Below are 25,224 nucleotides of genomic sequence, written 5' to 3' on the forward strand. Positions count from 1 at the left end.
ATGAACAGTCGTATGGACGCCTTCCGCGCGCGCCTCGGCGGGTTCGCCTTCGGCGGGGACTACAACCCCGAGCAGTGGGACCGGGCGGTGTGGGACGAGGACATCGCACTCATGCGGCGCGCCGGCGTCAACCTGGTCACCCTGGGCGTGTTCGCGTGGGCCTCGCTGGAGCCCGAGCCGGGACGCTTCACCTTCGACTGGATGGACGAGGTGATGGACCTCCTCCACGCCGGTGGCATCAGCGTGGACCTGGCCACCCCCACCATGGCGCCACCGGTCTGGCTCACCCACGGACACCCCGAGGTCCTGCCGGTCATGGAGGACGGGGAGCGCTTCGGCTTCGGCAACCGGCTCCAGTTCGACCCCGCCTCCCCCCGCTACCGGGAACACGCCGCCCAGATCACCACGGCGCTGGCCGAGCGGTACTCCCACCACCCGGCGCTCGCGATGTGGCACATCAGCAACGAGTACGGGCAGCCCTCGTACGGGGAGGCCAGCGCGGTGGCCTTCCGCGAGTGGCTGCGGCGCAAGTACGGCAGCCTGGACGCGCTCAACGACGCCTGGTACACCCGCTTCTGGTCCCAGGTCTACACCTCCTGGGACCAGGTCAACCCGCCGGAGGTGCCGCGGTCGTGGTCCAACCCGACCCGCCGCCTGGACTTCAAGCGCTTCGTCTCGGACGCCCTCCTGGAGTGCTTCGTCATGGAGCGCGACATCGTCCGCTCCTATCGCGACGACATCCCCGTGCTCACCAACTACATGCGCTTCTACAAGAATGTGAATTACTGGGACTGGGCGCCCGAGCAGGACGCCGTGGCGCTGGACATCTACCCCGACCCCGGCCAGGACGACTCGCATGTCGCCGCCGCGCTGAACTTCGACCTCATGCGGTCGCTGCGCGGCGAACCCTGGGTCCTCATGGAGCAGGCCGCCAGTGGTGTCTCGCAGTGGAAGGTGAACAACGTCAAGCGTCCCGGCCGGATGCGGCTGGGCTCCTACCAGGCGATCGCACACGGCGCCGACAGCGTCCTGTACTTCCAGTGGCGCGCTAGCCGCGGCGGCCACGAGCGCTTCCACTCCGCGATGCTGCCGCACTCCGGCACCGCCTCGCGCACCTGGAAGGAGATCGAGGCGCTCGGCGGGGAACTGCCCAGGATCGCCGAGGCGGTGGGCGCCGGGTCGCGGGCCGACATCGCGGTGCTGTTCGACTGGAACGCCTGGTGGGGGCTGACCGAGACCCACGGGCTGCCGCGCAACGACTTCGACTACACCCAAGTGGCCACCGACCACTACCGGCCGCTGATGGAGGCACATCATGCGGTGGACCTGGTGCACTTCGGCTCGGATCTGAGCCCGTACAAGGTCGTCGTGGTACCCAACGCCTATCTCGTCGACGACCGTTTCACCGACGCCCTCACGCGCTTCGTCGAGGACGGCGGGACGGTCGTCTGCTCGTTCTTCTCCGGGGTCGTCGACGCGAACAACCAGGTCAGGCAGCCCGCATACCCCGGGGCCTTCCGCGGCCTCATCGGTGCGTACATCGACGAGTACTGGCCCGCACGCGCCGGCGAGACCTTCGAAGTGGCATTCGCCGACGGGACCACCCGGACCGCCGACTGGTGGCAGGACAGCATCCACCCCGAGACCGCGGAGGTGCTCGCCACCTACACCTCCGGCCACCTGGAGGGACGGCCCGCGATCCTCGCCAACGCGGTGGGGCGCGGCCGCGTCGTGTACATCGGCACCCGCCTCGAAACCACCGCGCTGCGCGACACCTTGCTCGACGCGGTGGCGGCGGCCGGGGTCACCCCGCTGCTCGACACCGCCCCGGCACACCTGGAGGCGGCCCGGCGTATCGGCGACGACGCCGAGTACGTCTTCCTCCTGAACCACTCCGAGACGGAACCCGCCGAGGTCCGGCTCGCGGCGGACGGGCTCGACCTGATCTCCGGGGCGAAGACCGGGGCAATCCTCGAGGTGGCGCCGCTCGGTGTCTCGGTGGTGCGGTTCGAGAACACCGAGCGGGTCCAGAAGTGAGGTACGAGGACGCTCAGGTGGTGGCGGGGCGCAGAACGACCGGCAGCTCCCGGTAGCTGTTCATGCCCAGCGACGCGGCGCGCGGAGCGGGCCTTTCGGCGAGGGCGATGTCCGGGAAGGTCTCGAACAGCCGCCGCAGGGCGATCTCGGCCTCCACCTTGGCCAGGGACGCCCCGGGGCAGCGGTGGGCGCCGTAGCCGAAGGAGAGGTGGCGGGAGGCGTCCGGCCGGTCGGGGTCGAACCGGTCGGGCTCGGTGAAGGCGTGGGGGCAGCGGTTGATGGTCGCGAGGGGGAGGAGCACCGCCTCTCCCTCGCGGACGATGCCGCCGCCCGCCAAGGACACATCCTCGGTGGCGTAGCGGAACAGCAGGGTGCGCACCGGGGACTCCCAGCGCAGGGCCTCCTCCACCACATCCGGCCACGGGTCCTCGCCCGCCGCCTGCCGGGCCCTGGCGGCGGCCAGGGTCTCGGGGTGTGTCAACAGCCCCCGCACCGCGTGGCAGATCAGGGTGACCGTGGTCTCGTGGCCGCCGATGACGGTGACCACCAGGTTGCCGATCACCTCCGGCACCGTCAGCTCACCCTGGTCCATGGCCTCGACCAGGTCCATCGTGAGGTCGTCCTGGTCGCCGCTGGCGCGCTTGCGCTCGATGATCGTCATCAGGGTGGCCGGGAAGCGCTCCGCCATCGTGCGCTGGAGATCCTCGGCCCCGTCGTCGGTGCTCAACGCGGCCGCCGACAGCACGTGCAGCTCCTCGCGCAGACCGCCCTCCTCGGGCACGCCGAGCAGATAGCAGATGACGTCCAGGGGAAGCGGCAGCGCGAAACGGGACTGGAGGTCGATCTCCTGACCGGGCGTCACATCGTCCAGGGCGGCCAGCAGCCGGTCGGTGACCGCCTCGATACGCGGGCGCAACTCCCGCACCCGGCGCGGGGAGAAGGCGCGCTGAATGGGCTGCCGCAGTCGGCGGTGGAGGTCGCCGTCGGAGTTGAGCAGCCCCTCGCCCTCCAGGATGAAGAGCATCGGCCACTCGGCGGGGATCTCCCCGCGCCGGTGGGCGCCCCAGTGCCGGAGGCTCTTGGAGAACCGAGGGTCGTTCAGAACCTGGGCAGTTGCTTCCCGGGTGGTGACCGCCTTGACCACCACTCCGCCGGGAAGCGCCACGGTGGCGACCGGGCCCGCGGCCCGCAGGGCCGCGCCTTCGACACCATGGAGGTCGGTCGGCTCGGGGGCGAGATGAACGGGGGATATCGCGTCCATTGCTGTCCGTTCTGGAGTTGTCGGCGCCCATAGGACCGGAGATCAAAAAGCCTATCCCACGGAACGGCCGCCGTGGGGTGCGTCGGAGTGGCCGAGGTGGAAAGGGCCGGAAACACCTCGGCGGCGGACGCAGTGTCCGCCGCCGAGGATGGTGGAGCGTGGGTGTTTCAGCCGACCTTGCGGAAGCTCTCGACGAGGCCGCCGAAGCCGCCTTCGGGGCCCGCCCAGTCGATTGCGAGTTTGTCGTCGTCCTTCATCCCGACCGTGCCCACACCCCGGTCCCCGTCACCGCCGCCCTTGCAGGACAGCGTCAGTGTGGGCGCCTCCTTGCCCGCCTTCTCGCCCGCCTTCAACGTCCCGGCGCAGTCGAGCTTCGGCCCCTTGGCGGTGACCTTGCCGTCCGCGATCGTCAGGGTCTCCAGGCCGGTGTCCTTCGCCGCGACGATGGACTTCCAGGACCCGGCCGCACGCTCGATCATCGAGCCCTGGGCCGACGGCTCGGGGCTCTTCGACGGCTGCTCGGCGGTGGTGGTCGCGCCCTCGGGCTTCGCATCTGTCTTGTCGTCGTCGCCGCCACCGCAGCCGCTGACCAAAAGGCCCACGACGACCGACGTGACCACCATGTGTGCCGCCTTGCGCACTTCTTCTCCTCCGTATGCAAAACAAGGAGTGCCAACCTAACAGCCAGCGGAAACGCGGTGTCGCACGGCCATGCCGCCCCTGGTGCGGGTGGCGCTCCGCGCGCCTCGCTCCCTCGCCGCCGACGGCCGCCTACGGTGAGCGGGCGGGGGCGGAAGCCAGGCGCCCCGTGGTCGAGAGGGTGTGGAATGGCGGAAGAGCACGGCGAGTTGATCCGCGAGCTGCCGGAGTTACTCAAGCGGCATGCGGCACGGACCGGAGACAAGATCGCGTACGAGGACGCCCGCCGGGGTGTCGGCTACGCGGACCTGGAGGCGCGGACCGGGCGGGTGGCGGGCCACCTGGCACGGCTGGGTGTCCGACCCGGGGACCGGGTGGCGCTGCATCTGGGCAACCGGGTGGAGCAGGTGGAGAGCCGTCTTGGGGTCCTGCGGGCCGGGGCGGTGGGGGTGCCGCTCAACTCAACTGCAACTGACGGGGAGTTGGAGTACTTCCTCGACGACAGCGGCGCGGTGGCCATCGTCACCGAGGAGACTCTGCTGCCCCGGGTCGCCCGGGTGGCGGCCGGGCGGCCGGGGCTGCTCGTCCTGGTGGCCGGCGCCGACGGGCTCCCGGCGGCGGCGCCGGACGGAGCGGTGGCCTTCGAGGAACTGGCCCGGACGGATCCGGGCCTCGCGCCACGGGACGACCTCGGCCTCGACGAACCGGCCTGGATCATCTACACCTCGGGCACCTCCGGGGAGAGCAAGGGCGTGGTGACCACGCAGCGGGCCGCCCTGTGGTCGGTGGCGGCGGCCTACGTCCCGGCGTACGGGCTTCAATCGCGCGACCGGTTGCTGTGGCCCCTGCCGATGTTCCACGCGCTGGCGAACTCCGTGTGTGTGCTGGGCGTGATCGCGGTGGGAGCGAGCGCGTATCTCCTTGAGCGGGGCGCCGGGGGCGCCAACCTCGCCGAGACCCTCGCCGAGCAGTCGTGCACCGTCCTGACCGGGGTGCCCACCACCTACCACCTGCTGGTGGAAACGTTGCGCGGGACACCGCGGCCGCTGCCCGAACTGCGGGTGTGCCTCACCGCGGGAGCGCCCTGTCCGCCGCGACTGCGGGCCGAGGTGGAGGAGTTGCTGGGCGCGCCCCTGCTCGACGGCTACGGCTCCACCGAGACCTGCGGAAAGATCGCGGTCAACCGGCTCGACGGGCCCCGGTCCGATGACACCAGCGGTCCGCCACTCCCCGGGGTCACGGTGCGGCTGACCCACCCGTCCACCGGCGAAGAGGTGGCCGAGGGGGAGGAGGGCGAGATCTGGGTCCACGGGCCCAACCTGATGAGCGGTTACCACAACCGTCCGGAGGCCACCGCGCTCGTGTTGCGCGACGGCTGGTACCGCACCGGAGACCTCGGCCGCCGCGTGGCACACGGCCATCTCAAGGTCACCGGCCGGGTCAAGGAGCTGATCATCCGCGGCGGCGAGAACATCAACCCGGCCGAGGTGGAACACGCCCTGCTGGACTGCCCCGGAGTCGCCGACGCGGCCGTCGTCGGCCGGCCGCACGATGTGCTCGGCGAGGTGCCGGTCGCCCTGGTCGTCCCCGGCCCCGGCGGTGTCGACACCGCGCGGCTGCTCGCGCTCTGCCGGGAGCGGCTGTCGGCCTTCAAGGTGCCCGACGAGGTGTACGAGACCGGGTCCGTGCCCCGCACCCCCTCCGGCAAGATCCTCCGCCGCGAACTCGCCCGCGACCTGGCCGAACGGTTGGCCCAGCGGCGCGACACCGCCTCGGAGGCGCTGCGCGAGCGGCTGCGCTCCCTGCCCGCGGCGCACGGGCGGGACACCGTGCTGCGCCTCGTCCTCGACCTGGCCGCGCGCACCGGTGACGTCCCCGGGCCCGAACTGGGTCCCGAACAGCCCTTCACCGCCTCCGGGATCACCTCCCTGGGCGGCGTACTGCTGCGCGACCGGCTCGCCGCGGCCACCGGTCTCACCCTCCCCGCGACCCTGGTGTTCGACCACCCGACGCCCGCCGCCCTGGCGGAACACCTGCGCACCGCGCTGCTCGGCGACCGGGACCCCGCCCCGGCGGCCACCGCCCGCGCCGCCCGCCCCGGGCCGGCCGAGCCCGACGGGGAGCCGCTGGCCATCGTCGCCATGGCCTGCCGCTATCCGGGTGAGGTGGCCACTCCGGAGGACCTGTGGCGGCTGGTCGCCGACGGCACCGACGCCACTTCGGACTTCCCCGCCGACCGCGGCTGGGACCTGCCCGGTCTTTACGACCCCGACCCGGACCGTCTGGGCACCTCGGTGACCCGCCGGGGCGCCTTTCTGCGGGGCGCGGCCGACTTCGACGCGGACTTCTTCGGGATGTCCCCGAGGGAGGCGCTGGCCACCGACCCGCAGCACCGGCTGTTGCTGGAGACCGCGTGGGAGGTGTTCGAACGCGCGGGTCTAGACCCGGTGGCGCTGCGCGGCAGCGACACGGGTGTCTTCGTCGGCCTGATGCACGACGACTACGCCTCCCGCCATCTGCACCGCGACCGCCACGAGTTGGAGGGGCATCTCGCGCTGGGCGGAGCGGGCAGCGTGGCGTCCGGCCGTATCGCCTACACCTTGGGCCTGCGCGGGGCCGCCGTGACGGTGGACACCGCCTGCTCGTCCTCGCTGGTGGCGATGCACTGGGCCGCGCGGGCGCTGCGGGCCGGCGAGTGTTCGCTGGCCGTGGCCGGCGGGGTCACCGTGATGGCGGGCCCCAAGCCGTTCGTGGTGTTCAGCAGGTTGCGCGGGCTGGCGCCGGACGGCCGCTGCAAGCCGTTCTCCGCCGCCGCCGACGGCACCGGCTGGGGCGAGGGCGTCGGCCTGGTGCTGCTGGAGCGGCTCTCCGACGCCCGGCGCAACGGCCACCCGGTGCTCGCCCTGCTCCGCGGCTCCGCCGTCAACTCCGACGGCGCCTCCAACGGGCTGACCGCGCCCCACGGCCCCGCCCAGCAACAGGTGATCCAGCAGGCGCTGGCCGCCGCCGGGCTGTCGCCCGCCGACATCGACGCGGTCGAGGCCCATGGCACCGGCACCGCGCTCGGCGACCCCATCGAGGCCCAGGCGCTGTTGGCCACCTACGGACGCGACCGGCCCGCGGACCGGCCGCTGTGGCTGGGCGCGCTCAAGTCCAACATCGGGCACACCCAGGCGGCAGCCGGTGTCGGCGGGGTCATCAAGACCGTGATGGCCATGCGCCACCAACGGCTGCCCCGCACCCTGCACACCGAGGAGCCGTCCCCGCGCGTGGACTGGTCCCCGGGCACCGTACGGCTGCTGGCGCGGGAGCGGCCGTGGCGGCCGGCGCCCGGCAACCCGCGCCGGGCCGGGGTGTCGGCGTTCGGTATCGGCGGGACCAACGCCCACGTCATCCTCGAAGAAGCCACGGAGGCCACGGAGGCCACGGAGGCCACGGAAGCCACGGAGGCCACGCCCGAACACGCCGGAACCGGCGGGGCGGTGGAGCCGCCGCTGCCGCTCTCCGGCGCGAGCCCGCGGGCCCTGCGCGCCCAGGCCCGGCGGATCGCGGCCCTGCTGCGGGAGCGGCCCGAACTCGCCCCGCTGGACGTCGCCTTCTCGCTCGCCACCACCCGTCCCGCGCTCGCCCACCGGGCCACCGTGCCCGCCGGGGACCGCGAGGCGCTGCTGGCCGCCCTGGACGCGCTGGCGGACCACGGCGACGACCGCCATCCCTCCCTGCCACCCGGCGTCGAGACCACCGGCACCCCGGGGCGCGCCGGGCGGCTGGCCCTGCTGTTCACCGGCCAGGGCGCCCAGTGGCCGGGCATGGGCCGCGCGCTGTACGACGCCTTCCCGGCGTTCGCCACGGCCTTCGACGGACTCTGCCACCACTTCGACGCCCGTCTCGAGCGGCCGCTGCGCACCGTGCTGTGGGCCGTCGAGGGCACCGAGGACGCCGCTCTGCTGGACCGCACGGACTTCTCGCAGGCGGGGCTCTTCGTCTTCGAGGTGGCCGTGTTCCGGCTGCTGGAGTCCTGGGGGGTACGGCCGGACTTCCTGGCCGGACACTCCGTCGGCGAGCTGGCGGCGGCTCACGTGGCGGGCGTCCTGTCCGAGCGGGACGCGGTCGAACTGGTGGCGGCCCGGGGCCGGTTGATGCGGGAACTGCCCGCGGGCGGAGCCATGGTGGCCGTGGAGGCATCCGAGGAAGAAGTGGCCCAGGAACTGGCGAGGGCCGCCGAAACGCAGGCGGACCGGGTCGCGGTCGCCGCGGTCAACGGCCCGCGGTCGGTGGTCCTCTCGGGCGACGAGACGGCTGTGCTCGCCGTGGCGGAACGCCTGGCCGCACGCGGGTGCCGCACCACACGGCTGCGGGTCGGCCACGCCTTCCACTCCCCGCTGGTGGAGCCCATGCTCGAGGAGTTCGGCAGGGTTGCCGCGCGGCCGGAGTACGGAGAGCCGCGCATCCCCGTCGTATCCGCGCTGACCGGGCGCCCGGCCACCGGGGAGGAACTGCGCTCGGCCGGGTACTGGGTACGGCACGCCCGCGAGGCCGTGCGCTTCGGGGACGTCGTCCACCGGCTCGTCCGCGAGGAAGGGGTGACGGCCTTCGCCGAGGTCGGCCCCGACGCACACCTCACCGCGTCCGCCCTGGCGGCCCTGGCCGGCGGGGAGAGCGAACGCCTGGTGTTCGCGGCCGTGTCCAGGGCCGGCACCCACCCGCAGGGGTCCGGGGCGGTTCTGGCCGCGCTCGCCCGGCTCCATGTGCACGGACGGCCGGTGGACTGGCGCCGGGTGTACGCGGGCAGCGGCGCCCGGCGGGTGGACCTGCCCACGTACCCCTTCCAGCGGCAGCGCTACTGGCTGGCCGACACGGAACCGGACGCCCCCGCCACCGCCGCCGCGCCCGCCGACGACGGCCGGGGCCACCCGCTGCTGACGCAGACCACCACCGTCCCCGGCACGGAGCGCGTGTTGTGCACCGGCCGCCTGTCGGGCGCCGCCCACCCGTGGCTGGCCGACCACGCGCTCGCCGGGCACCCGCTCGTCCCCGCCGCCGCGCTCGCCGAACTGGTCCTCCACGCGGGGGACGCGTGCGGACTGGACGAGCTGGAGGACCTGGCCCTGACGGCCCCGCTGTTCCTGCCCGGCCACGACGCCCTGGTCCAGATCCAGGTGGCCCTCGGCGAACCGGACGCCTCCGGCCGGCGCACCGCCGACGTCCACTCCCGGCCCGAGGAGTCCGGCGCGCTGGGCCCCTGGACGCACCACGCGACCGGGCGGCTCGGCCCGGCGGTCACACCGTCGCACCCGCCCGCCGATCCGGCCGACGACCTGGCCGCGTGGCCGCCCGCGGGCGCCGAACCCGTGGACCTCACCGGTGCCTACGCGCGGCTGGCGGACGCCGGTTACGCGTACGGCCCGGCCTTCCAGGGCGTCACGTCCGCCTGGCGACGGGGCGGCGAGCTCTTCGCCGAGGTGCGGCTGCCCGGGGCGGCGGGCCCGGACGCCCGGCGGTACGGCATCCACCCGGCTCTGTTGGACGCCGCGCTGCACGCCGGACGGCTGGCCGCGCCGTCCGAGGGCCCGGCCCGGCTGCCGTTCGCCATCGGCGGCCTGACCCTGTACGCCGTCGGCGCCACGGAACTGCGCGTACGCACCCGCCCCGCCGGCGCGGACACCATCGCCCTGGATCTCGCCGACGGGGCGGGCCGGCCGGTGGCCCGGGTGGCCTCGCTGACCACCCGGCCGCTCCCGGAGGACGCGGGTTTCGGCGCGGGGGCCGGGGAGTTGTACCGTCTGCGGTGGACCGGCGTCCCGGCCGACGGCCCGGACCCGGTATCGGTACCTGCCCCGGCCGTGGTGAGCCCGGACGACCCGGAGCTGAGCGCGGCGCTCCCCGCCACCTCCGGCGGCGCCGCCGGGTCTCCCGAGACGGTCGTCGTCTCGCTGGCCGGACCGCGATCGAGCACCGATCCGGTCGCGGACGCGCACGCCCTGACCACGCGTGCCCTGGAGGCGTTGCGGACCCGGTTGGCCGATCCGGCCTCACCCGGAGCACGTCTGGTGGTGGTGACCCGCGGGGCCGCGTCCCCGACCCCGGACCTCCCCGCCGCGGCGGTGTGGGGCCTGGTGCGCGCCGCGCAGTCGGAGTACCCCGGGCGCCTGACGATCGTGGACCTGGACCACCGGCCGGAGTCCGCGCGCCTGCTGCCCGCCGCCATCGCCACGGGCGAACCCCAACTCTCCATCGCCGACGGCACGGTGCGCGTTCCCCGGCTCGAACCTGCGCCGCACGCCTCCGCCGCCCCCACTGCCCCCGGCGGCTTCGCGGGCGGGGGCACCGTCCTGCTCACCGGCGGCACCGGATCGCTCGGCGGGCTGCTGGCGCGGCACCTGGTCGCCCGGCACGGGGTCCGGCACCTCGTGCTCCTCAGCCGCGGCGGCCCCGCGGCCCCGGGCGCGCGGCGGCTGCGGGCCGAGTTGGAGCGGTCGGGAGCCCGGGTGGACGTGGTCGCCTGCGACACCGCCGACCGCCCCGCCCTGGCCGCCGTGATCGAGAAGTACGCGCCCGGCCTGACCGCCGTCGTCCACGCCGCCGGGGTCCTGGACGACGGTGTGCTGGAAACGCTGACGCCCCGGCGGCTGGCGGCGGTGCTGCGGCCGAAGGCGGACGCGGCCTGGCATCTGCACGAGCTGACGCGGGATCTGCCGCTGTCCCGCTTCGTGCTGTTCTCCTCGGCCGCCAGGCTCCTGGGCAACCCGGGCCAGGCCAACTACGCCGCCGCGAACTCCTTCCTTGACGCCCTCGCACACCACCGCACCGCCCTCGGCCTGCCCGCGCTCTCCCTGGTCTGGGGGCCATGGGCGGACGAGGACGGGATGGCGGCGCGCACCGACCACGCCGGCCGGACCCGGGACACCCCCGTACGCGCGGTCTCCCCCGAGCAGGGCCTGGCGCTGTTCGACGCCGCGCTGAGCATCGGGGAGCCGGTGCTCGCCCCGCTGCCGCTGGACCGCGCCCGCCCGGCCACCCCCGCCGGGCCGCCGGCCCCGCCACCGCTGCGCGGACTGCTGCGCCCGGCCCGCCCGGCCGCCCGGCCCGGGGACGGCGGCGCCGGTGCGACATCGGACCTGGGCCAGGACCCCGGCGGCGCGGAGGGCTCCTGGCGGCAGCGGCTGGCGGCGTTGCCCGACGCCGACCGCGCGCCCGCGCTGCTGCGCCTGGTCCGCGAGACGGCCGCCCTGGTGCTCGGCCACGCGGACGCGACGGCCGTGGACGCCGAACGACCCTTCACCGAGCTGGGCTTCGACTCGCTGACCGGAGTGCTGCTGCGCAACCGGCTGAGCACGTTCACCGGCGTACCGCTGCCCGCCACGGTCGTGTTCGACCGGCCGAGCGCCCAGCAGCTCGCCGACCACCTGTACGCCCTTCTCGGCGACTCGCTGAGCGATGACGCGCCCCCGAAGGGAGCGCCCCGAGAGCCCCGGCGCCCCGGCCCCGTACCTGCCCGGCCCCATCAGCGGCGGCCCGCGCAGACGCTGGCCTCCCTCTACCGGAGGGTGTGCGAGACGGGCGAGGTGGTCGCGGCGATGCATCTGCTGGTGACCGCCTCACTCGCCACGCCGGTGTTCGACCGCGCCGACGCCGCGCGGCACGCGGTCGCTCCGCTGCGCCTGGCCGAGGCCGCCGAGCGAGCCGAAGGCGCCGGCGAAGCCGGGGAATCCGGAGGCGCCGAGGGCCCCGCGCTCGTCTGCGTCCCCGGCTTCTCCGCCACTCCCGGCGGGTCCTGGTACGGGACGCTGGCGTCCCGCTTCGACCGCGAGCGCGACGTCTTCGAGCTCCAACACCCCGGCGTCCTGCGGGGGGACGCGGTCCCGCGCGACTGGGAGACGCTGGTCGAGCTGCACGCCGCCACCGTGCGCGAACACGTGGGCGACCGCCCGTACGTCGTCCTCGGCTACTCCATGGGCGGCTACCCGGCGCACTCGGTGGCCGCCCGGCTCGCGGCGACCGGCACCCCGCCGGCCGGGCTGGTCGTCGTGGACACCTACCACGTCACACCGGAGCGCGAGGACGAGCCCTGGCTGCTCGCCATGCCCGCCCGCGTCCCCCTGGAGATGGGCGAGTGGTTCGACGCTGCGGTGGACGACATGTCCATGGCCGCGCTGGGGGCCTACACCCGGATGGCCCGCGGCTGGTGTCCGGAGCCGACGGACGTCCCCACGCTGCTGGTCAGTGCCACCGATCCGCTGCCGGAGCCGCGGACCCACAGCGGCCGTGAGGCGGAGCGGGGCGGCGACCGGCGGCCCTCCTGGCCGGCCCCGCACGACACCGTGGACGTCCCCGGCAGCCACTGGAGCCTGATGGAGGAACACGCGCGCACCACGGCCGAGGCCGTCCGGGCGTGGACCGGCGCGCTGGGCACCGCCGCGGGATGACCCGGGAGCGGGCCTGACGAACGCGGCCGGTCGCGTCCCCCGACGCACGACCGGCCGCGCCCGCGCTCCGGCTATCCGACCGGCTGGAGATCGAGCAGTCGCGCCACGGCGTCCGCGGTCCGCGGATGCCGTGTCAGCAGCCCGGCCACCTCCCCCCGACCGGTTACGCCGGCCTGCGGGTCGAGACCGGACTCGGCGTCCTGCCACCCCGTGTCGTACCCGAGCGTCCCGGCCACGGCGTCACAGGTCGCCGGGTGGGCGGCCAGCAGCCGCGCGACCACCCCGCCCGGTGCCGCCTCGGCGGCGCCTGTCTCCGCCTGCGAAGCCGCCGGCCGCGCCGACCACGGCGGCACCCACGCGTCGACGGCCGACAGTGCGGCGGGGAAGGTGCGGCCCGCCTCGCGCACCAGCACCGGCACCAGCTCCCGCGCGCCGTCGTGCAGGGCCGTGATCAGCTTGGGCAGCCACGGGAGCAGGACGGAGTCGGGCAGCTGCGCGAACGCCTTGGACAGCTGCTCGACCACGAAGGGCGCCAGTGTCGGCACCGGTTCCAGGGCCTGCACGAAACCGCTCATATAGTGCGGGAACGCGGGCACGACGAGCGGGTTGGCCAGCAGTTCGGCGCAGCGCGAGCGCAGCTCGGCCGAGGTCATCAGGCCGAGCCGGGACCGGGCCGCCCACGCCAGCGCGACCTTGTCGGGCGCCTCGGGATGGGACTGGCGCACGGCGAGTTCGAGCTGGGTGTGGTCGCAGCCGAGCGAGAGCGCGAAGCTCTCCATCTCGGCCCCGGACTCCCAGCTCTGTCCCCAGGGGCAAAGCAGCTACGAGTGATGCTCAGGCCGCGGCCTGCCCCCGGAGGGGCGGGCCGCTTTGTGTTGATGGTCAGTGCCGGGTGCGGTGGCCGGGGACGGCGGCCATGGCGCCGAGCGCGACTGCCCCGCCGGTGGTGACGCCCTGACCGAAGGCGAGGACGCCGATGATGGCGCCGCGGGCGATGTCGGGGCCGTCGGGGAGAAACCCGGTGAGGTCGACCTTGTACCGGTTCGGCGGCTCCGGCTGCTGCTGGTCGGCCGTCGACTGGCCGTGGGAAGATGCCACGGTGTGAACTCCTCGCGCAGTGCACCCGCCGGAGACCCCTCCAAGAGTTGCCGACGGGTGCGGATGGGGAGAAAAGAGGCCGCTTCGGGGCCATCCCGGAGCGGCCCTTTTTCTCAGGACGAGGAGAGATTACGGCACGTTCTGGCCTAGGCCATGCTTGCTAATTTCCGCAGGTCAGCCTTTGTCTGATGCCGCCGGGCGGGAAAGTACACACCCCGAGCCCCACCACAAATCTTTGTGCGCGAGCGCCCGGTGTGTACTTACTTCTGACAGGCGTCCGTGACCTGCGGCAACGTCAGGAGCACCCGCGTGACCCCGCACCACTCTTCCGGTTTGCCACCCAGGCATCGCGGCGTGACGCACACCACAAACTCGACGAGGGAGCGCTGGTTGCGGCCGATGGCCAGGTCCCAGCTCTCCTGGATCGACCGCTCGCCCAACCGCGGGTGCCCATGCACGACGTCTGCCTGCTCGGGCTCCGCGCGCTTCGCTGACCGAGTTGCAGCCCGGCGGAGCAGGTGCGGGTGAACGTGTGTGCGATGAGGTCGCACGTGCGGGTGACTGATGTTCGGAACTGAAGTGCTTGTACGCCTGACGCGTAGAGTCGCGGGCATGAAGCTGGTGGTCCAAGTGAAGCTGCTGCCGACGCCTGAGCAGGCGTCGGCCCTGGAGGCGACGCTGACCGCCTGCAACGAGGCGGCCACCTGGGCCAGTTCACTCGCCTACGAACTCGGCGTCAGCCGGAACTTCGGCTTGCGCAAGCTCGCCTATGCGCAGGTCCGGGCACGGTGGGGGCTCGGGGCGCAGGCCGCGCAGCATGTCATCAAGAAGACATGCGATGCGTACGCCACTTTGAAGGCGAATCTGAAGGCGGGGAACTTCGGCAGGCCGGGTTCGAAGCGCTATCGCAAGGCCACCGGGAAGCCGATCACCTTCCGTCCCGAGGGTGCCCAGCCGTATGACGACCGGATGCTGTCCTGGCAGATCGCCGAGCGGCGGGTCTCGATCTGGACGCTGGCCGGCCGGGTCAAGGGCGTGAGGTTCACCAGCTCTGTGGAGCAGCTCGCCACCCTGGCCCTGTACCGCCGGGGCGAGTCGGACCTGGTGTGCCGGGACGGCATGTGGTTCCTGATGGCGACCTGTGAGGTGCCCGAACAGCCGTTGAACACCGAGCCGGCGGACTTCCTGGGCGTCGACCTGGGCGTCGTCAACATCGCCACCACCTCCGACGGTGAGATCATGGCAGGGCGCTGTCTCAACCGCACCCGGGCCCGCGAGCGGAAGCTGCGCACCAAGCTGCAGAGGAAGAACACGCCATCGGCCCGGCGGCGGTTGAAGAAGCGGCGCCGCAAGGAGGCGCGGTGGGCGAGGGACATCAATCACAAGATCGCGAAGCATGTGGTGGCCGAGGCAGAACGCACCGGTCGCGGGATCGCCCTGGAGGATCTCAGGGGTATCCGTGAGCGGGTACGGCTCCGTAAGCCCCAACGGGCCACCGTGCACTCCTGGGCCTTCGCCCAGCTGGGCGGCTTCATCGCATACAAGGCCCGCAAGGCCGGGGTGCAGGTGGTGCACGTCGATCCGGCGTACACCTCCCGCACCTGTGCCGAATGCGGCCACATCGACAAGGCGAGCCGGGTGAGTCAGGCCTGGTTCGCGTGCCGGTCCTGCGGATTCGTTGATCACGCGGACCGGAACGGCTCCCGCAACATCCGCGCCCGCGCGTGGGAGTTGTGGCGACGCGGGGCCCAGTCAACGGCCCCCGCCCCACCCCGGAATCCCGGAGTGGAGCTGGACGCAAGCGCAGCGCCACCGCCAGTGACGCCCGCTCTGCAAGCCCTTCGCTTGGCGAATGGCAGTTGACGATGGCCAGGTCCTCGGGGCTGCGCTGGGCCAGTGAGCTCACCAGCGAACCGGCCAGCGTCCGCGCGCCGAGGAGCATGCGCCGCACCAGCTCGCCCTCCAGGGCCGACAGGGTGCCGCTCAGCTCCTCCGCGCCCTCGGCGCCCAGTGCTTGCTTGCACCAGCCCGCGTCCCGCTGCCAGTCGGTCAGCTGCTTGGCCGTCACAACGCCCGCACCCGTGCTGACACATTGAGCAGCCAACTTTATGCGTGCGCAGGAAGACGGGTGCGCGTGCACCGGCCTGGGCCTGGGGTATACCCCCTCAGCGCGGATCGGAAGACCGCAAGCCAGACGTCCACCGGTTGAGCAGTCCCATGCTCCGCCTCCAGCGGCGACGGCTCCGGTGAGTGCACCTAAAAGTGCCGCAACCCCTTGGTCCACCTTGCACTCCATCCAATGCTGATCTTGTGACCGTAGCCAACAAGGCTATATCTAGGAAGGTTCTGTTGTCCGGGCCAGTGCTCAAACCTAGCGACCAGCGCTGACGGCACAACAAGAGCGACGGCCTGGGGCTGATAACCGGGGCAGCGCTACCCCGGATATTCCTCCGGCTGACGAGGCTGGCACCCCGTTGCGGCGCCGGTATTCGGCGCTCGCGGATTCTGGGCAATCGCAGATCCGAGACCATGCCGACCGAGACGACCGCGCCGTGAGGTGACCAACCCCACCCCCGCGCCAGCTCTTCCCGGGCTGGTACGGGGCTCTCTTACTCGTGACATCACTTCGAGTACGATAATGCCTGAGTAGCGCATCTCAGAGCTTGTACGGGTCATCGCTTATCGCCATACACATATGATGCAGTGCATCACGTAGGCCGCTCGGGGCACTGGTGATTTGTTCACCCTGCTGGGCGGCAAGACCTAGCAGCGTCAGCGTTCGCGCGGAAGCGATTTCCGCGATTGTTGGAATGATGGTTTCGGCTAGTTCTACAGCATCGCGCCAAGCGTCAAGATTCAGGAACGCGTGCAATAGGCGGGCAGCATAGATGCTTTGATAGCCCACCTGCACGCCGTCTTCACGCCTGAGTGACTTTTCCAGCTGAGGAACTGCTTGCGGAGTGCGCCCGCTTGGAGCGGGAGAAGGAAGCGGCGCGCAAGGAGCGGGGACCTGAGCAAGGTCACCGACTGTGCCGTGTTACTGAGGCGACACCCCGACCACAGCAAGGGCGCCGCTCACGCAGGAAGGGGGCGGGCATGACCCGGGCCACCTACCGCTTCCGTGAATTCCAGCTTATCCTCGATACCGAGCCGGACGCCGAGCCCATCACGTACGTCATGCAGGGCGCAGTGTGCGAGCAGACCGGGGAGCCCAGCGAAGACCAGGCCGCCGCACACGCGTGGGCGACCAGCCACCTGAAGGCGAACCCGGAGCACTACACCTATCGGGAGATCATCACCCGCCCCTGCCGGTTCGAGCCGGGAGCGTGGCAGTGACGCGAACCATCCTGAAAGGCTCGGACCTGGTGCTCAGCGCCGAACGCGCGCAGGGAGCGCCGGACGGCGTCTATCTCGCCGAGTGCATGACATGCCCCGCCACCTCGGGGCGGGTGGACAGCAACCCCGATCCCGTCGCGCGCTGGCGCCATCCTCCACACCCAGCAACACGGGCTGAATCACGGTCAGTTCCTCGTGACCGTCGAGCGCCACTGGCGCGTCGACGCTGTGCACACCACCCTGGACGGACACGGCACAGCCACGCCCCCGGCCCGCAGTGTCAGCACCGCCGACCGGGCGCCCGTCACGCACCGCGCCCCCGGACTCTGGGGAGCTTGCCGGCGGTGCTCCGTGGCGTGGCTGGGGCGATTCGCCGGGTCGCTGGCGCTGACCACGTTCCTCGTGTGCGCCGCACTCGGTGGCTACCTCATCGGCACCGGCCAGGACACCGGCTGACCCGCTGATGACGCCCGCACGGCCGGGGATGCATGCTTTCCCCCTCCGGCCGTGCGGGACCGGTGGCGCTCCCGACCGGACAAGCCCCGAGCCCGATGGGCAGACGTGCCCACGCCGAGCGGACGCGTTTGAGGCTCCCGCCCCGGTCCGCCCCTTCACTTGAGTGCCGCGCACCACGCGGTAAGGGCGTCACCGGCCATGCCCCGTCCGTGCGCTGCCCCCGTGGCGCGTGGGCGGGGCTATCTTCTGCCCGCTGACCAGCTACGATGCTCGGTACGTAAGTACGCATCACGCGACCCTCCGCCTTGCGATCGCACGCACCAGACGCTGCGGGCTGATCCGCAGAGATCGGGGAGACAGGGCCCAGGCTCCGCTCACCGCGGTGCGAGGGTGGTCAGTGCGACTCCCGCGCGACGAAGGAACCGCGGGTTCCGGCGAGGAAGTCCAGCCCGGCGCCCTGGTCGGCCTGTTCGACGTGTTCGCGGTAGACGCGCTCCCAGCCGCTCTCCGCGGGCGGGGCGGCGGCCGTCACGGGCTGCCGCGCGGCGAGCTCCTCGTCCGGCACGTCCAGCCGCAGCACGCGCCGCTCCACGTCCAGCTCGATCCAGTCGCCCGTACGGACCAGCCCCAGCGGCCCGCCCGCCGCGGACTCCGGGGCGATGTGCAGCACCACGGTGCCGAAGGCGGTGCCGCTCATCCGGGCGTCGCTGATCCGGACCATGTCCCGCACGCCGGTCTCCAGCACCTTCCGGGGCAGCGGCATGTTCCCCACTTCGGGCATGCCCGGGTAACCGCGGGGGCCGCACCCCCGCAGGACCAGCACGTCGGACGCGTCCACCGCGAGCTCGGGGTCGTCGATCCGGGCGTGGAAGTCCTCGATGCCGTCGAACACCACGGCGCGGCCCCGGTGGCGCAGCAACTCCGGCGTCGCGGCCGCGGGCTTGATGACCGCGCCGTCGGGACAGAGGTTGCCGCGGAGCACGGCGAGCCCGGCCTGGGGCGCGATCGGCTCGTCCGCGGTGCGGATGACGTCCAGGTCGGTGCTGGAGCGGCCGGAGATCTGATCGGTCAGGGGGCGCCCGGAGACGGTGACGCTCTCCTCGAGATGGTCCCTGATCTGCCCGAGCACCGCGTCCAGGCCGCCGGCCCGGTGGAAGTCCTCCATGAGGTGGGACCCGGCGGGCTGCACATCGGCGAGCAGCGGGATGTCGCGGCCCGCGCGGTCGATGTCGTCCAGTCCGAAGTCCGCGCCGACCCGGCGGGCGAGGGCCAGCAGATGGACGACGGCGTTGGTGGACCCGCCGATGGCGGCCACCGCGCGCACCGCGTTCAGCAGGGCCTCGCGGGTCAGCACGGCGCTGGGGCGGAGGTCCTCGGCGACCATCTCGACGATGCGGTTGCCCGCCGCGTGCGACAGCTCGAGCAGCCGGCTGTCCGGCGCCGGGAGCCCCGCGTTCCCGGGCAGCGTCATGCCCAGCGCCTCGGCGACGCAGGCCATCGTGGACGCGGTGCCCATGGTGTTGCAGTGCCCGCGGCTGCGGATCATCGCCGACTCCGCGCGCCGCAGGTCCGAGCGCGGCATCCGGCCGGCCCGTACCTCCTCGCTCATCTCCCAGACCCCGGTGCCACAGCCCAGCGCGCGCCCCTTCCAGGAGCCGTTGAGCATGGGGCCGCCGGTCACCATCAGCGTGGGCAGATCCACCGAGGCGGCGCCCAGGAGCAGCGAGGGAACCGTCTTGTCGCAGCCGCCGAGCAGGACGACGCCGTCCACCGGGTTGCCCCGGATGAGCTCCTCGACCACCATCGCGGCGAGGTCGCGGAAGAACATCGCGGTCGGGCGCAGCAGGGTCTCGCCGAGTGATGGCACCGGCAGCTCCAGCGGCACCCCTCCGGACTCCCACACACCCCGTTTGACATGCTCGGCTATCTCCCGGAAGTGGCTGTTGCAGGGGGTGAGATCCGACCAGGTGTTGCAGATGACGATCTGCGGCCGCCCGTCGAAGGCGTGGTCGGGGAGCCCGCGGCGCATCCAGGCGCGGTGGATGAAGGCGTCGCGGGAGTCGCCCGCGTACCACTGCTGCGACCGAGTCGTGCCACTCATACGAACCGTTCCGATCTGTCGACGAAGATCCGTGTGAGTAACACCTTCCCCGCAGGGCCCGCCCGTCATGGCTCTCCGGCCGGTCCATGAGCACCGAAAGTTTCGAATAGCGCCGCTTACGCGACCGAAACATTGACCGCATGACAACCGGTTCCTACATTGAGCCCGCCTGGACACGGCGCGCCGGACAGAAGAATCCACGGACCTTTTCGATATGCGGCTCCGCCGCGCGGTCGAGCGCCGAAACTTTCGAAATGCCGAACTCGCAAGGGCGGCAATGCCGAACACGGAAGCAGAGAGGTGAGGGCATGAAGTACCACGCCGGCCGGAGGGTTTGGGTGGCGGCCACAGCCACGGTCATGGCCCTCACGGCTTCGGGCTGCGGGAGCGGCGCGGGCGACTCGGATGGCAAGATAACGCTGACCGTGACCACTCAGGTCGACTACGGATACCGGGACCTCTACAAGGAGTACGAGAAGAGCCACCCCGGCATCAAGATCCGCGAGGTGCTCGTCGACGACCTGCCGAAGAAGCTGGTCACCCAGCTCGCGGCGAACCGCGGCGCCTCCGACGTGGTGGGCCTCGGCGACGACACCATCGGCAAGTTCAAGCCGAGCCACCAGCGCTTCGTCAACCTCGCCGACCACGGCGTCAACAACACCGACGACCCGTGGGTGCAGTGGGCGTACGACTACGGCACGGTCGAGAACGGCAAGTACCTGATGGGCCTGCGCACCGACCTCGGCGGGCTCGGCATCTGCTACCGCACCGACCTGTTCAAGAAGGCCGGGCTGCCCACCGACCCCGAGCAGGTCGGCCAACTCTGGCCCACCTGGGCCAAGTTCACCGAAACCGGTGACAAATTCCGGTCCAAGGTGCAGGACGCCTCCTTCACCGCCAATACCGGGGACATCTGGGTCGGGATGGAGAACCAGCACAAGGAGACGTTCTTCGCGGAATCCGACGACTCTTTCATGGCCGACCGGAACACCTCCCTCGAGCAGGACTTCCTGACCGCCGCGAACATGTCCGTGCGCAAGGTCAGCGGCGGCTATCCGCCCTTCACCCCGGAAATGGCCAACGCCCTGAAGACCGGCAAGGCAGCAACCGCTGTCTGTCCCGCCTGGAAGCTCGACCGCACCAAGGAGGCCTCCGGCGCCGACAACTCGGGCAAGTGGTCGGTGGCCGCGGCCCCGCAGGGCGGCAACTGGGGCGGCTCCTATCTGCTGGTGCCCAAGCAGACCAAGCACACCAAGGAAGCGGTCGAGCTTGCCCGGTGGCTGACCTCGTCCAAGGTCCAGAAGAGGCTGTTCCTCGCCAAGGGCTATCTCTCCAGCCACCCTTCGGTCTACAACGACCCCGCGGTGCAGGCGAAGAAGGACGCGTACTTCTCCGACGCCCCCACCGGCAAGATCTTCGCCGAGGCCGTCGACAAGATGGAGCCCATCTACCGCGGCACCAAGGACAGCGACGTGGCCACCGCCTTCATGAACGCGCTGCTCCGCGTCGAACAGGGCAATCAGAAGCCGGAGGACGCCTGGAACCAGGCCGTCTCCGACGCGAAGAAGGTCGCGGGGGACTGACCTGATGACGGTCACCGAGACCCGCCCGGGGGCGGAGGCCACCACGGCCGCCGCCCCGGGGCGCCGCCCCCCACGCCGCACCTGGCGATCCCGACTGACCCGCTTCGACCTGCGCTACACCCCGTATCTCTTCATCGCCCCGTTCTTCGTGATCTTCGGTGCCTTCGCGGTCTGGCCGCTGCTGTACACCGGCTGGATCTCCTTCCACAAGTGGGCGATCATCGAGGGCGACCAGGGCTGGACCGGGCTCCACAACTACCAGTCCCTGTTCGCCGACGAGTACTTCTGGAACGCGCTGCTCAACACCGCCCTGCTGCTGGTGCTCGGCACCGGTGTGCAACTGGCCGTGGCGCTGTGGCTGGCGAGTGTGCTCAACCGGAAACTGAACGCCAGCGCCGTCTGGCGGGCCGGGGTGGTGCTGCCGCACATCGTGTCCGTGGTCGCCGTCAGCCTGGTGTTCGCGCAGCTCTACGGCTTCCACACGGGCATCGTCAACGATGTGCTGAGCCTGGTCGGCATCGACCGGGTCGACTGGCAGGCCAACCGCTGGACCGCGATCCCCGCCGTCGCCACCATCATCATCTGGCGCTGGGCCGGCTACTACGCGCTGATCTTCCTCGCCGCCATGCAGGGGGTGCCGCGCGAACTCAACGAGGCCGCGATGCTCGACGGCGCCTCCCCGCGGCGCGTGTTCTGGTCGATCACCGTGCCCTCCATCCGCCCCACCATCATCTTCTCCGTCGTCATGTCGACCATCGGCGCCATGCAGACCTTCACCGAGCCCCAGCTCTTCGACGTCCAGGGCACCGACGGCACCGGCGGCAGCGACCGGCAGTTCCAGACGCTGATGATGTACCTCTACGAAAAGGGCTTCCGCGAGTTCAACGCGGGCTACGCGGCCACCCTCGCCTGGGTGATGTTCCTGCTCATCGCCGTCGTCTCCGGCATCAACTACGCGCTGTCGCGGCGCATCGCCTCGAAGGACTGATGCCGTCATGGCCCTCGCCACCCACCCCACGACCGGCCGCCGCCGGCGCGCCGGTTCCGACGGCGGCCGGCGCCCCGGATTCCTCGTCTACGCCACGCTCGTGGCGGTGCTCGCCTCCTCCGTCTTCCCGCTCTACTACTCCTTCATCCTGCCCACCCGCGACAACTCGGCGATCGGCGACTCGCTGCTCACCCTCACCCCCGGTGGCAACCTGCTCCACAACATCCAGCGCGTCTACGACACCGTCGACTTCTGGCTGGCCCTGCGCAACTCGCTGATCATCTCCACCACGGTCACGGTGTGCTGTGTCCTGTTGTCCTCGCTCGCCGGATTCGCCTTCGCCAAACTGCCGTTCCGGGGGCGCAACGCCCTCTTCGTCGCGGTGGTGATCACCGCGATGCTCCCCACCCAGCTGGGCATGATCCCGCTCTATATGCTGATGGGGGAACTCGGCTGGATCGCCACGCTGAAGGCCGTCATCGTCCCGGCCCTCGTCAACGCCTTCGCCGTCTTCTGGATGCGGCAGGCCTGCGACGAGTCCGTGCCGTACGAGCTGGTCGAGGCCGCCCGCGTCGACGGCTGCTCCACACTCGGCGTGTTCTGGCATGTGGCGCTCCCCGCGATCCGCCCGCAGGCCGCCGTGCTCGCCATGTTCACCTTCATGGCCACCTGGAACGACTTCATGTGGCCGCTGATCGTCCTGGACCCCTCGGTCACCCCGACCGTGCAGACCGCGCTGTCCTCGCTGGCCAGCGGCTATGCCCTGGACTACACGCTCATCCTGTCCGGCGCCGCCATCGGCGTGCTGCCCCTGCTGTTCGTCTTCCTCCTGCTGTCCCGGCAGATCGTCGCCGGTGTGATGCAGGGCGCCGTCAAGGGCTGACCACCCCCGGGACCGCCGCCCGGCGGCGGGTTTCCCAAGTCGTACGAAAGGACCTGCATGACCGCGGGCCACATCCGCAACCCCGTGCTGCCCGGATTCCACCCGGACCCCAGCATCGTGCGCGTCGGTGCGGACTACTTCCTCGCCACCTCCACCTTCGAGTGGTTCCCGGGCGTACCCGTGCACCGCTCCACCGACCTCGTCCACTGGGAGCCGGCCGGCCACATCCTGGACCGCGCCGACCTTCTCGACCTGCGCGGAATCCCGGACTCGGCCGGGGTGTGGGCGCCCTCGCTCTCGTACCACGACGGCCGGTTCTGGCTGGTGTACAGCATCGTGCGCACCATCGGACACCCCTACAAGGACGTCGACAACTATCTCGTCACCGCCCCGGACATCTCCGGCCCGTGGTCGGAGCCGGTGTTCCTCAATTCCTCCGGCTTCGACCCCTCCCTCTTCCACGACGAGGACGGGCGCACCTGGCTGCTCAACATCCAGTGGGACCCGCGCGACGGACACCCCGCCTTCGCGGGCATCCTGCTCCAGGAGTACGACCCCGGGAAGCAGGCCCTGATCGGCGCCCCGCGCACGATCCTCACCCACGAGGTGCTGATCGAGGGGCCCAATGTCTACCGCCGCGACGGCTGGTACTACCTGATGCTCGCCGAGGGGGGCACCGGCTGGAACCACGGCATCCTGATGGCCCGCTCGCGCGAGCTGGCCGGGCCGTATGAACTCGACCCGGCGGGCTCCCTGATGACCACCCGCGACGCCCCCGAGTGGCCGCTTCAGAAGGCCGGCCACGGCGAGCTGGTGCGCACGGCCGAGGGGGAGTGGTTTCTCGCACACCTGGCCTCGCGCCCGGTGCGCACCCGGGACGGGGACCGCTGTGTGCTCGGCCGGGAGACCTGCCTCCAGCGGGTGGCGTGGACCGACGACGGCTGGCTGCGGCTCGCGGACGGCGGCCGTCTGCCGAGCCTGGAGGTGGCCGCCCCCCGGGGCGCCGCACCGGCCCCGGTGCCCGTCCCGCCCGCCCGCGACGACTTCGACGCGCCCACCCTCGCCCCGTACTGGAACACCCTGCGGGCCCCCGCGAACCCCCAGTGGCTGAGCCTGACCGAACGCCCCGGCCATCTGCGGCTGCGCGGCCGCCAGAGCCCGCACTCCCGCTACGACCAGAGCCTGCTCGCCCGGCGTCTGACCTCGGTGCGCTGCGAGGCCACGACGGTCGTCGACTTCCGCCCCTCCCATTTCAGCCAGCTCGCGGGCCTGATCTGCTGGTACGACACCACCACCCACTACTACCTGCGGCTGACCCATGTGGAGGGCAGGGGCCGGGTGGTCGGCGTCGTCCTCACCGACGACGGCGCGTACGGCGAGCTGCCCCACTCCGAACTCGATGTGGACGACTGGCCGCTGGTGCATCTGCGCGCCCGCTTCGACGGCCCGGAGCTGCGCTTCGCCGCCTCGCCGGACGGGGTGTCCTGGCAGGACGTCGGCCCGGTGCTGGAGGCGACCAGGCTCTCCGACGACTACGGGAAGCGGCTGCGGTTCACCGGCGCTTTCGTCGGGGTCTGCGTCCAGGACCTGGGCGGCACCCGGGCCGTGGCGGACTTCGACTGGTTCGAGCTGCGCGACATGGGTGAGGACGGGGCAGCTGAGGACGGGGCGGGTCAGGACGGGGCGGGTCAGGACAGCCCGAGCGCGGGGAAGACCGACGCGTCGAGGAAGCGGAGGAGGTAGTCGCGGTCGACGGGCTCCCCGTCCAGCAGCGGTCTGACCCGCATCACACCGAACAGCTGGGCGGGGACGAACTCGGCCGCCGCGCAGTCGGCCGGGATCTCGCCGCGCTCGACCGCGCGCCGGACCATGGCCGCGATCACCGAGACCTCCCGGGAGAACAGGGCGTCGTGTAGCGCCTGGAGCAGGCTCGGGTCGTTGAGCGCGGCATGGCCCAGCGCGTACAGCAGGGTGGTGTCCGAGTGGCACATCCGCCCGACGACGCTCGCCGTCTCGCGCAGATCGCCGACGAGGGTGCCGGTGTCGATGCCGTCCAGCGCCATGCGCCGGTCGCAGCGGCGCAGCGCGGCGGCGACCAGCTGCGGCTTGCTCTTCCACTGGCGGTAGAGGGTGGACCTGCTCGCCCGGGCCCTGGCCGCGACCCCCTCGAAGGTGAGGGCCTCATAGCCGCCCTCGGTCAGCAGGGCGAGGACGGCGTCGAAGATCTCCTGCTGGCGCTCGGCGCTGATCTTGGAGCGGCGTGGGGTGTCCGCCGTCGTGGGCGATGCCATGGGCCCGGCACTCTCCTCCCGCTGTGACTGTGCGGCACAACACACGGTACACGAGCGTATCGATACGCCTCTGTGCCGATACACTGGCGTATCGATACGCGGATGTATCGCATGTACGTCAACAC

Annotated in this window: 16 protein-coding genes and 1 pseudogene; 9 read left to right on the top strand and 8 right to left on the bottom strand. The window is 71.9% G+C overall.

Features of this window, described 5'->3' with window-relative positions; genetic code table 11:
* Positions 1-2,037 (top strand): beta-galactosidase, encoded by a 2,037-nt coding sequence (locus tag ABTY62_RS28020; protein WP_352132177.1) that lies wholly within the window; start codon positions 1-3, stop codon positions 2,035-2,037.
* A 13-nt stretch (positions 2,038-2,050) separates the two neighbouring features.
* On the opposite strand, the gene ABTY62_RS28025 is transcribed toward ABTY62_RS28020, so the two are convergent.
* Entirely contained in the window at positions 2,051-3,298 is a 1,248-nt protein-coding gene (locus ABTY62_RS28025; RefSeq protein ID WP_352132178.1) for a cytochrome P450, read from the bottom strand.
* 167 nt (positions 3,299-3,465) lie between these two features.
* Positions 3,466-3,939 carry a hypothetical protein gene (locus ABTY62_RS28030; RefSeq protein WP_352132179.1) on the bottom strand — a complete coding sequence of 158 codons (474 nt, stop codon included), beginning with the start codon at positions 3,937-3,939 and terminating at the stop codon, positions 3,466-3,468.
* A gap of 186 nt (positions 3,940-4,125) precedes the next feature.
* Here ABTY62_RS28030 and ABTY62_RS28035 point away from each other — a divergent pair, with 186 nt between their 5' ends.
* Positions 4,126-12,363, top strand: coding sequence for a type I polyketide synthase (locus ABTY62_RS28035; protein ID WP_352132180.1), 8,238 nt, complete (start codon positions 4,126-4,128; stop codon positions 12,361-12,363).
* A 71-nt stretch (positions 12,364-12,434) separates the two neighbouring features.
* Here the strand turns inward: ABTY62_RS28035 and ABTY62_RS28040 are convergent.
* The 3 genes and pseudogenes from ABTY62_RS28040 to ABTY62_RS28050 form a co-directional block, all read right to left on the bottom strand.
* Positions 12,435-13,142, bottom strand: a pseudogene (locus tag ABTY62_RS28040) (DUF5682 family protein); the annotation flags it as partial.
* Positions 13,143-13,245: 103 nt separating this feature from the next.
* Positions 13,246-13,461, bottom strand: coding sequence for a hypothetical protein (locus tag ABTY62_RS28045; protein ID WP_352132181.1), 216 nt, complete (start codon positions 13,459-13,461; stop codon positions 13,246-13,248).
* 260 nt (positions 13,462-13,721) lie between these two features.
* Positions 13,722-13,919, bottom strand: coding sequence for a hypothetical protein (locus ABTY62_RS28050; protein ID WP_352132182.1), 198 nt, complete (start codon positions 13,917-13,919; stop codon positions 13,722-13,724).
* A 154-nt stretch (positions 13,920-14,073) separates the two neighbouring features.
* Between ABTY62_RS28050 and ABTY62_RS28055 the strand changes: the two genes are divergently transcribed.
* The gene (locus ABTY62_RS28055) at positions 14,074-15,324 is read left to right on the top strand and encodes an RNA-guided endonuclease InsQ/TnpB family protein (RefSeq protein ID WP_352132183.1); all 1,251 of its coding nucleotides are present in this window, start codon (positions 14,074-14,076) and stop codon (positions 15,322-15,324) included.
* 793 nt (positions 15,325-16,117) lie between these two features.
* Here the strand turns inward: ABTY62_RS28055 and ABTY62_RS28060 are convergent.
* On the bottom strand, positions 16,118-16,372 hold the full coding sequence (locus ABTY62_RS28060; RefSeq protein WP_352132184.1) for a hypothetical protein: 255 nt from the start codon (positions 16,370-16,372) through the stop codon (positions 16,118-16,120).
* A 185-nt stretch (positions 16,373-16,557) separates the two neighbouring features.
* On the opposite strand from ABTY62_RS28060, the gene ABTY62_RS28065 reads away from it, so the two are divergent.
* Positions 16,558-16,797, top strand: coding sequence for a DUF7848 domain-containing protein (locus tag ABTY62_RS28065; RefSeq protein ID WP_352132185.1), 240 nt, complete (start codon positions 16,558-16,560; stop codon positions 16,795-16,797).
* Positions 16,798-16,992: 195 nt separating this feature from the next.
* On the top strand, positions 16,993-17,253 hold the full coding sequence (locus ABTY62_RS28070) for a hypothetical protein (RefSeq protein ID WP_352132186.1): 261 nt from the start codon (positions 16,993-16,995) through the stop codon (positions 17,251-17,253).
* A gap of 394 nt (positions 17,254-17,647) precedes the next feature.
* On the opposite strand, the gene ABTY62_RS28075 is transcribed toward ABTY62_RS28070, so the two are convergent.
* Entirely contained in the window at positions 17,648-19,354 is a 1,707-nt protein-coding gene (locus ABTY62_RS28075) for an IlvD/Edd family dehydratase (RefSeq protein ID WP_352132187.1), read from the bottom strand.
* A gap of 308 nt (positions 19,355-19,662) precedes the next feature.
* Between ABTY62_RS28075 and ABTY62_RS28080 the strand changes: the two genes are divergently transcribed.
* The 4 genes from ABTY62_RS28080 to ABTY62_RS28095 are packed head-to-tail and all read left to right on the top strand — an operon-like array spanning position 19,663 to position 24,551.
* Entirely contained in the window at positions 19,663-20,937 is a 1,275-nt protein-coding gene (locus ABTY62_RS28080) for an ABC transporter substrate-binding protein (RefSeq protein WP_352132188.1), read from the top strand.
* A 4-nt stretch (positions 20,938-20,941) separates the two neighbouring features.
* Positions 20,942-21,925 carry a carbohydrate ABC transporter permease gene (locus ABTY62_RS28085; RefSeq protein WP_352132189.1) on the top strand — a complete coding sequence of 328 codons (984 nt, stop codon included), beginning with the start codon at positions 20,942-20,944 and terminating at the stop codon, positions 21,923-21,925.
* A gap of 7 nt (positions 21,926-21,932) precedes the next feature.
* A complete protein-coding gene (locus ABTY62_RS28090; RefSeq protein ID WP_352132190.1) occupies positions 21,933-22,808 on the top strand; it encodes a carbohydrate ABC transporter permease in 876 nt (291 codons plus the stop codon).
* A 57-nt stretch (positions 22,809-22,865) separates the two neighbouring features.
* The gene (locus ABTY62_RS28095; protein ID WP_352132191.1) at positions 22,866-24,551 is read left to right on the top strand and encodes a glycoside hydrolase family 43 protein; all 1,686 of its coding nucleotides are present in this window, start codon (positions 22,866-22,868) and stop codon (positions 24,549-24,551) included.
* Here the strand turns inward: ABTY62_RS28095 and ABTY62_RS28100 are convergent.
* Positions 24,497-25,099 (bottom strand): TetR/AcrR family transcriptional regulator, encoded by a 603-nt coding sequence (locus ABTY62_RS28100; RefSeq protein ID WP_352132192.1) that lies wholly within the window; start codon positions 25,097-25,099, stop codon positions 24,497-24,499. The two genes, ABTY62_RS28095 and ABTY62_RS28100, sit on opposite strands and share 55 nt — an antisense overlap.
* Positions 25,100-25,224: the final 125 nt, after the last annotated feature.

The organism is Streptomyces sp. NPDC097640 (genome assembly GCF_040302705.1).
Classification (GTDB): Bacteria; Actinomycetota; Actinomycetes; order Streptomycetales; family Streptomycetaceae; genus Streptomyces.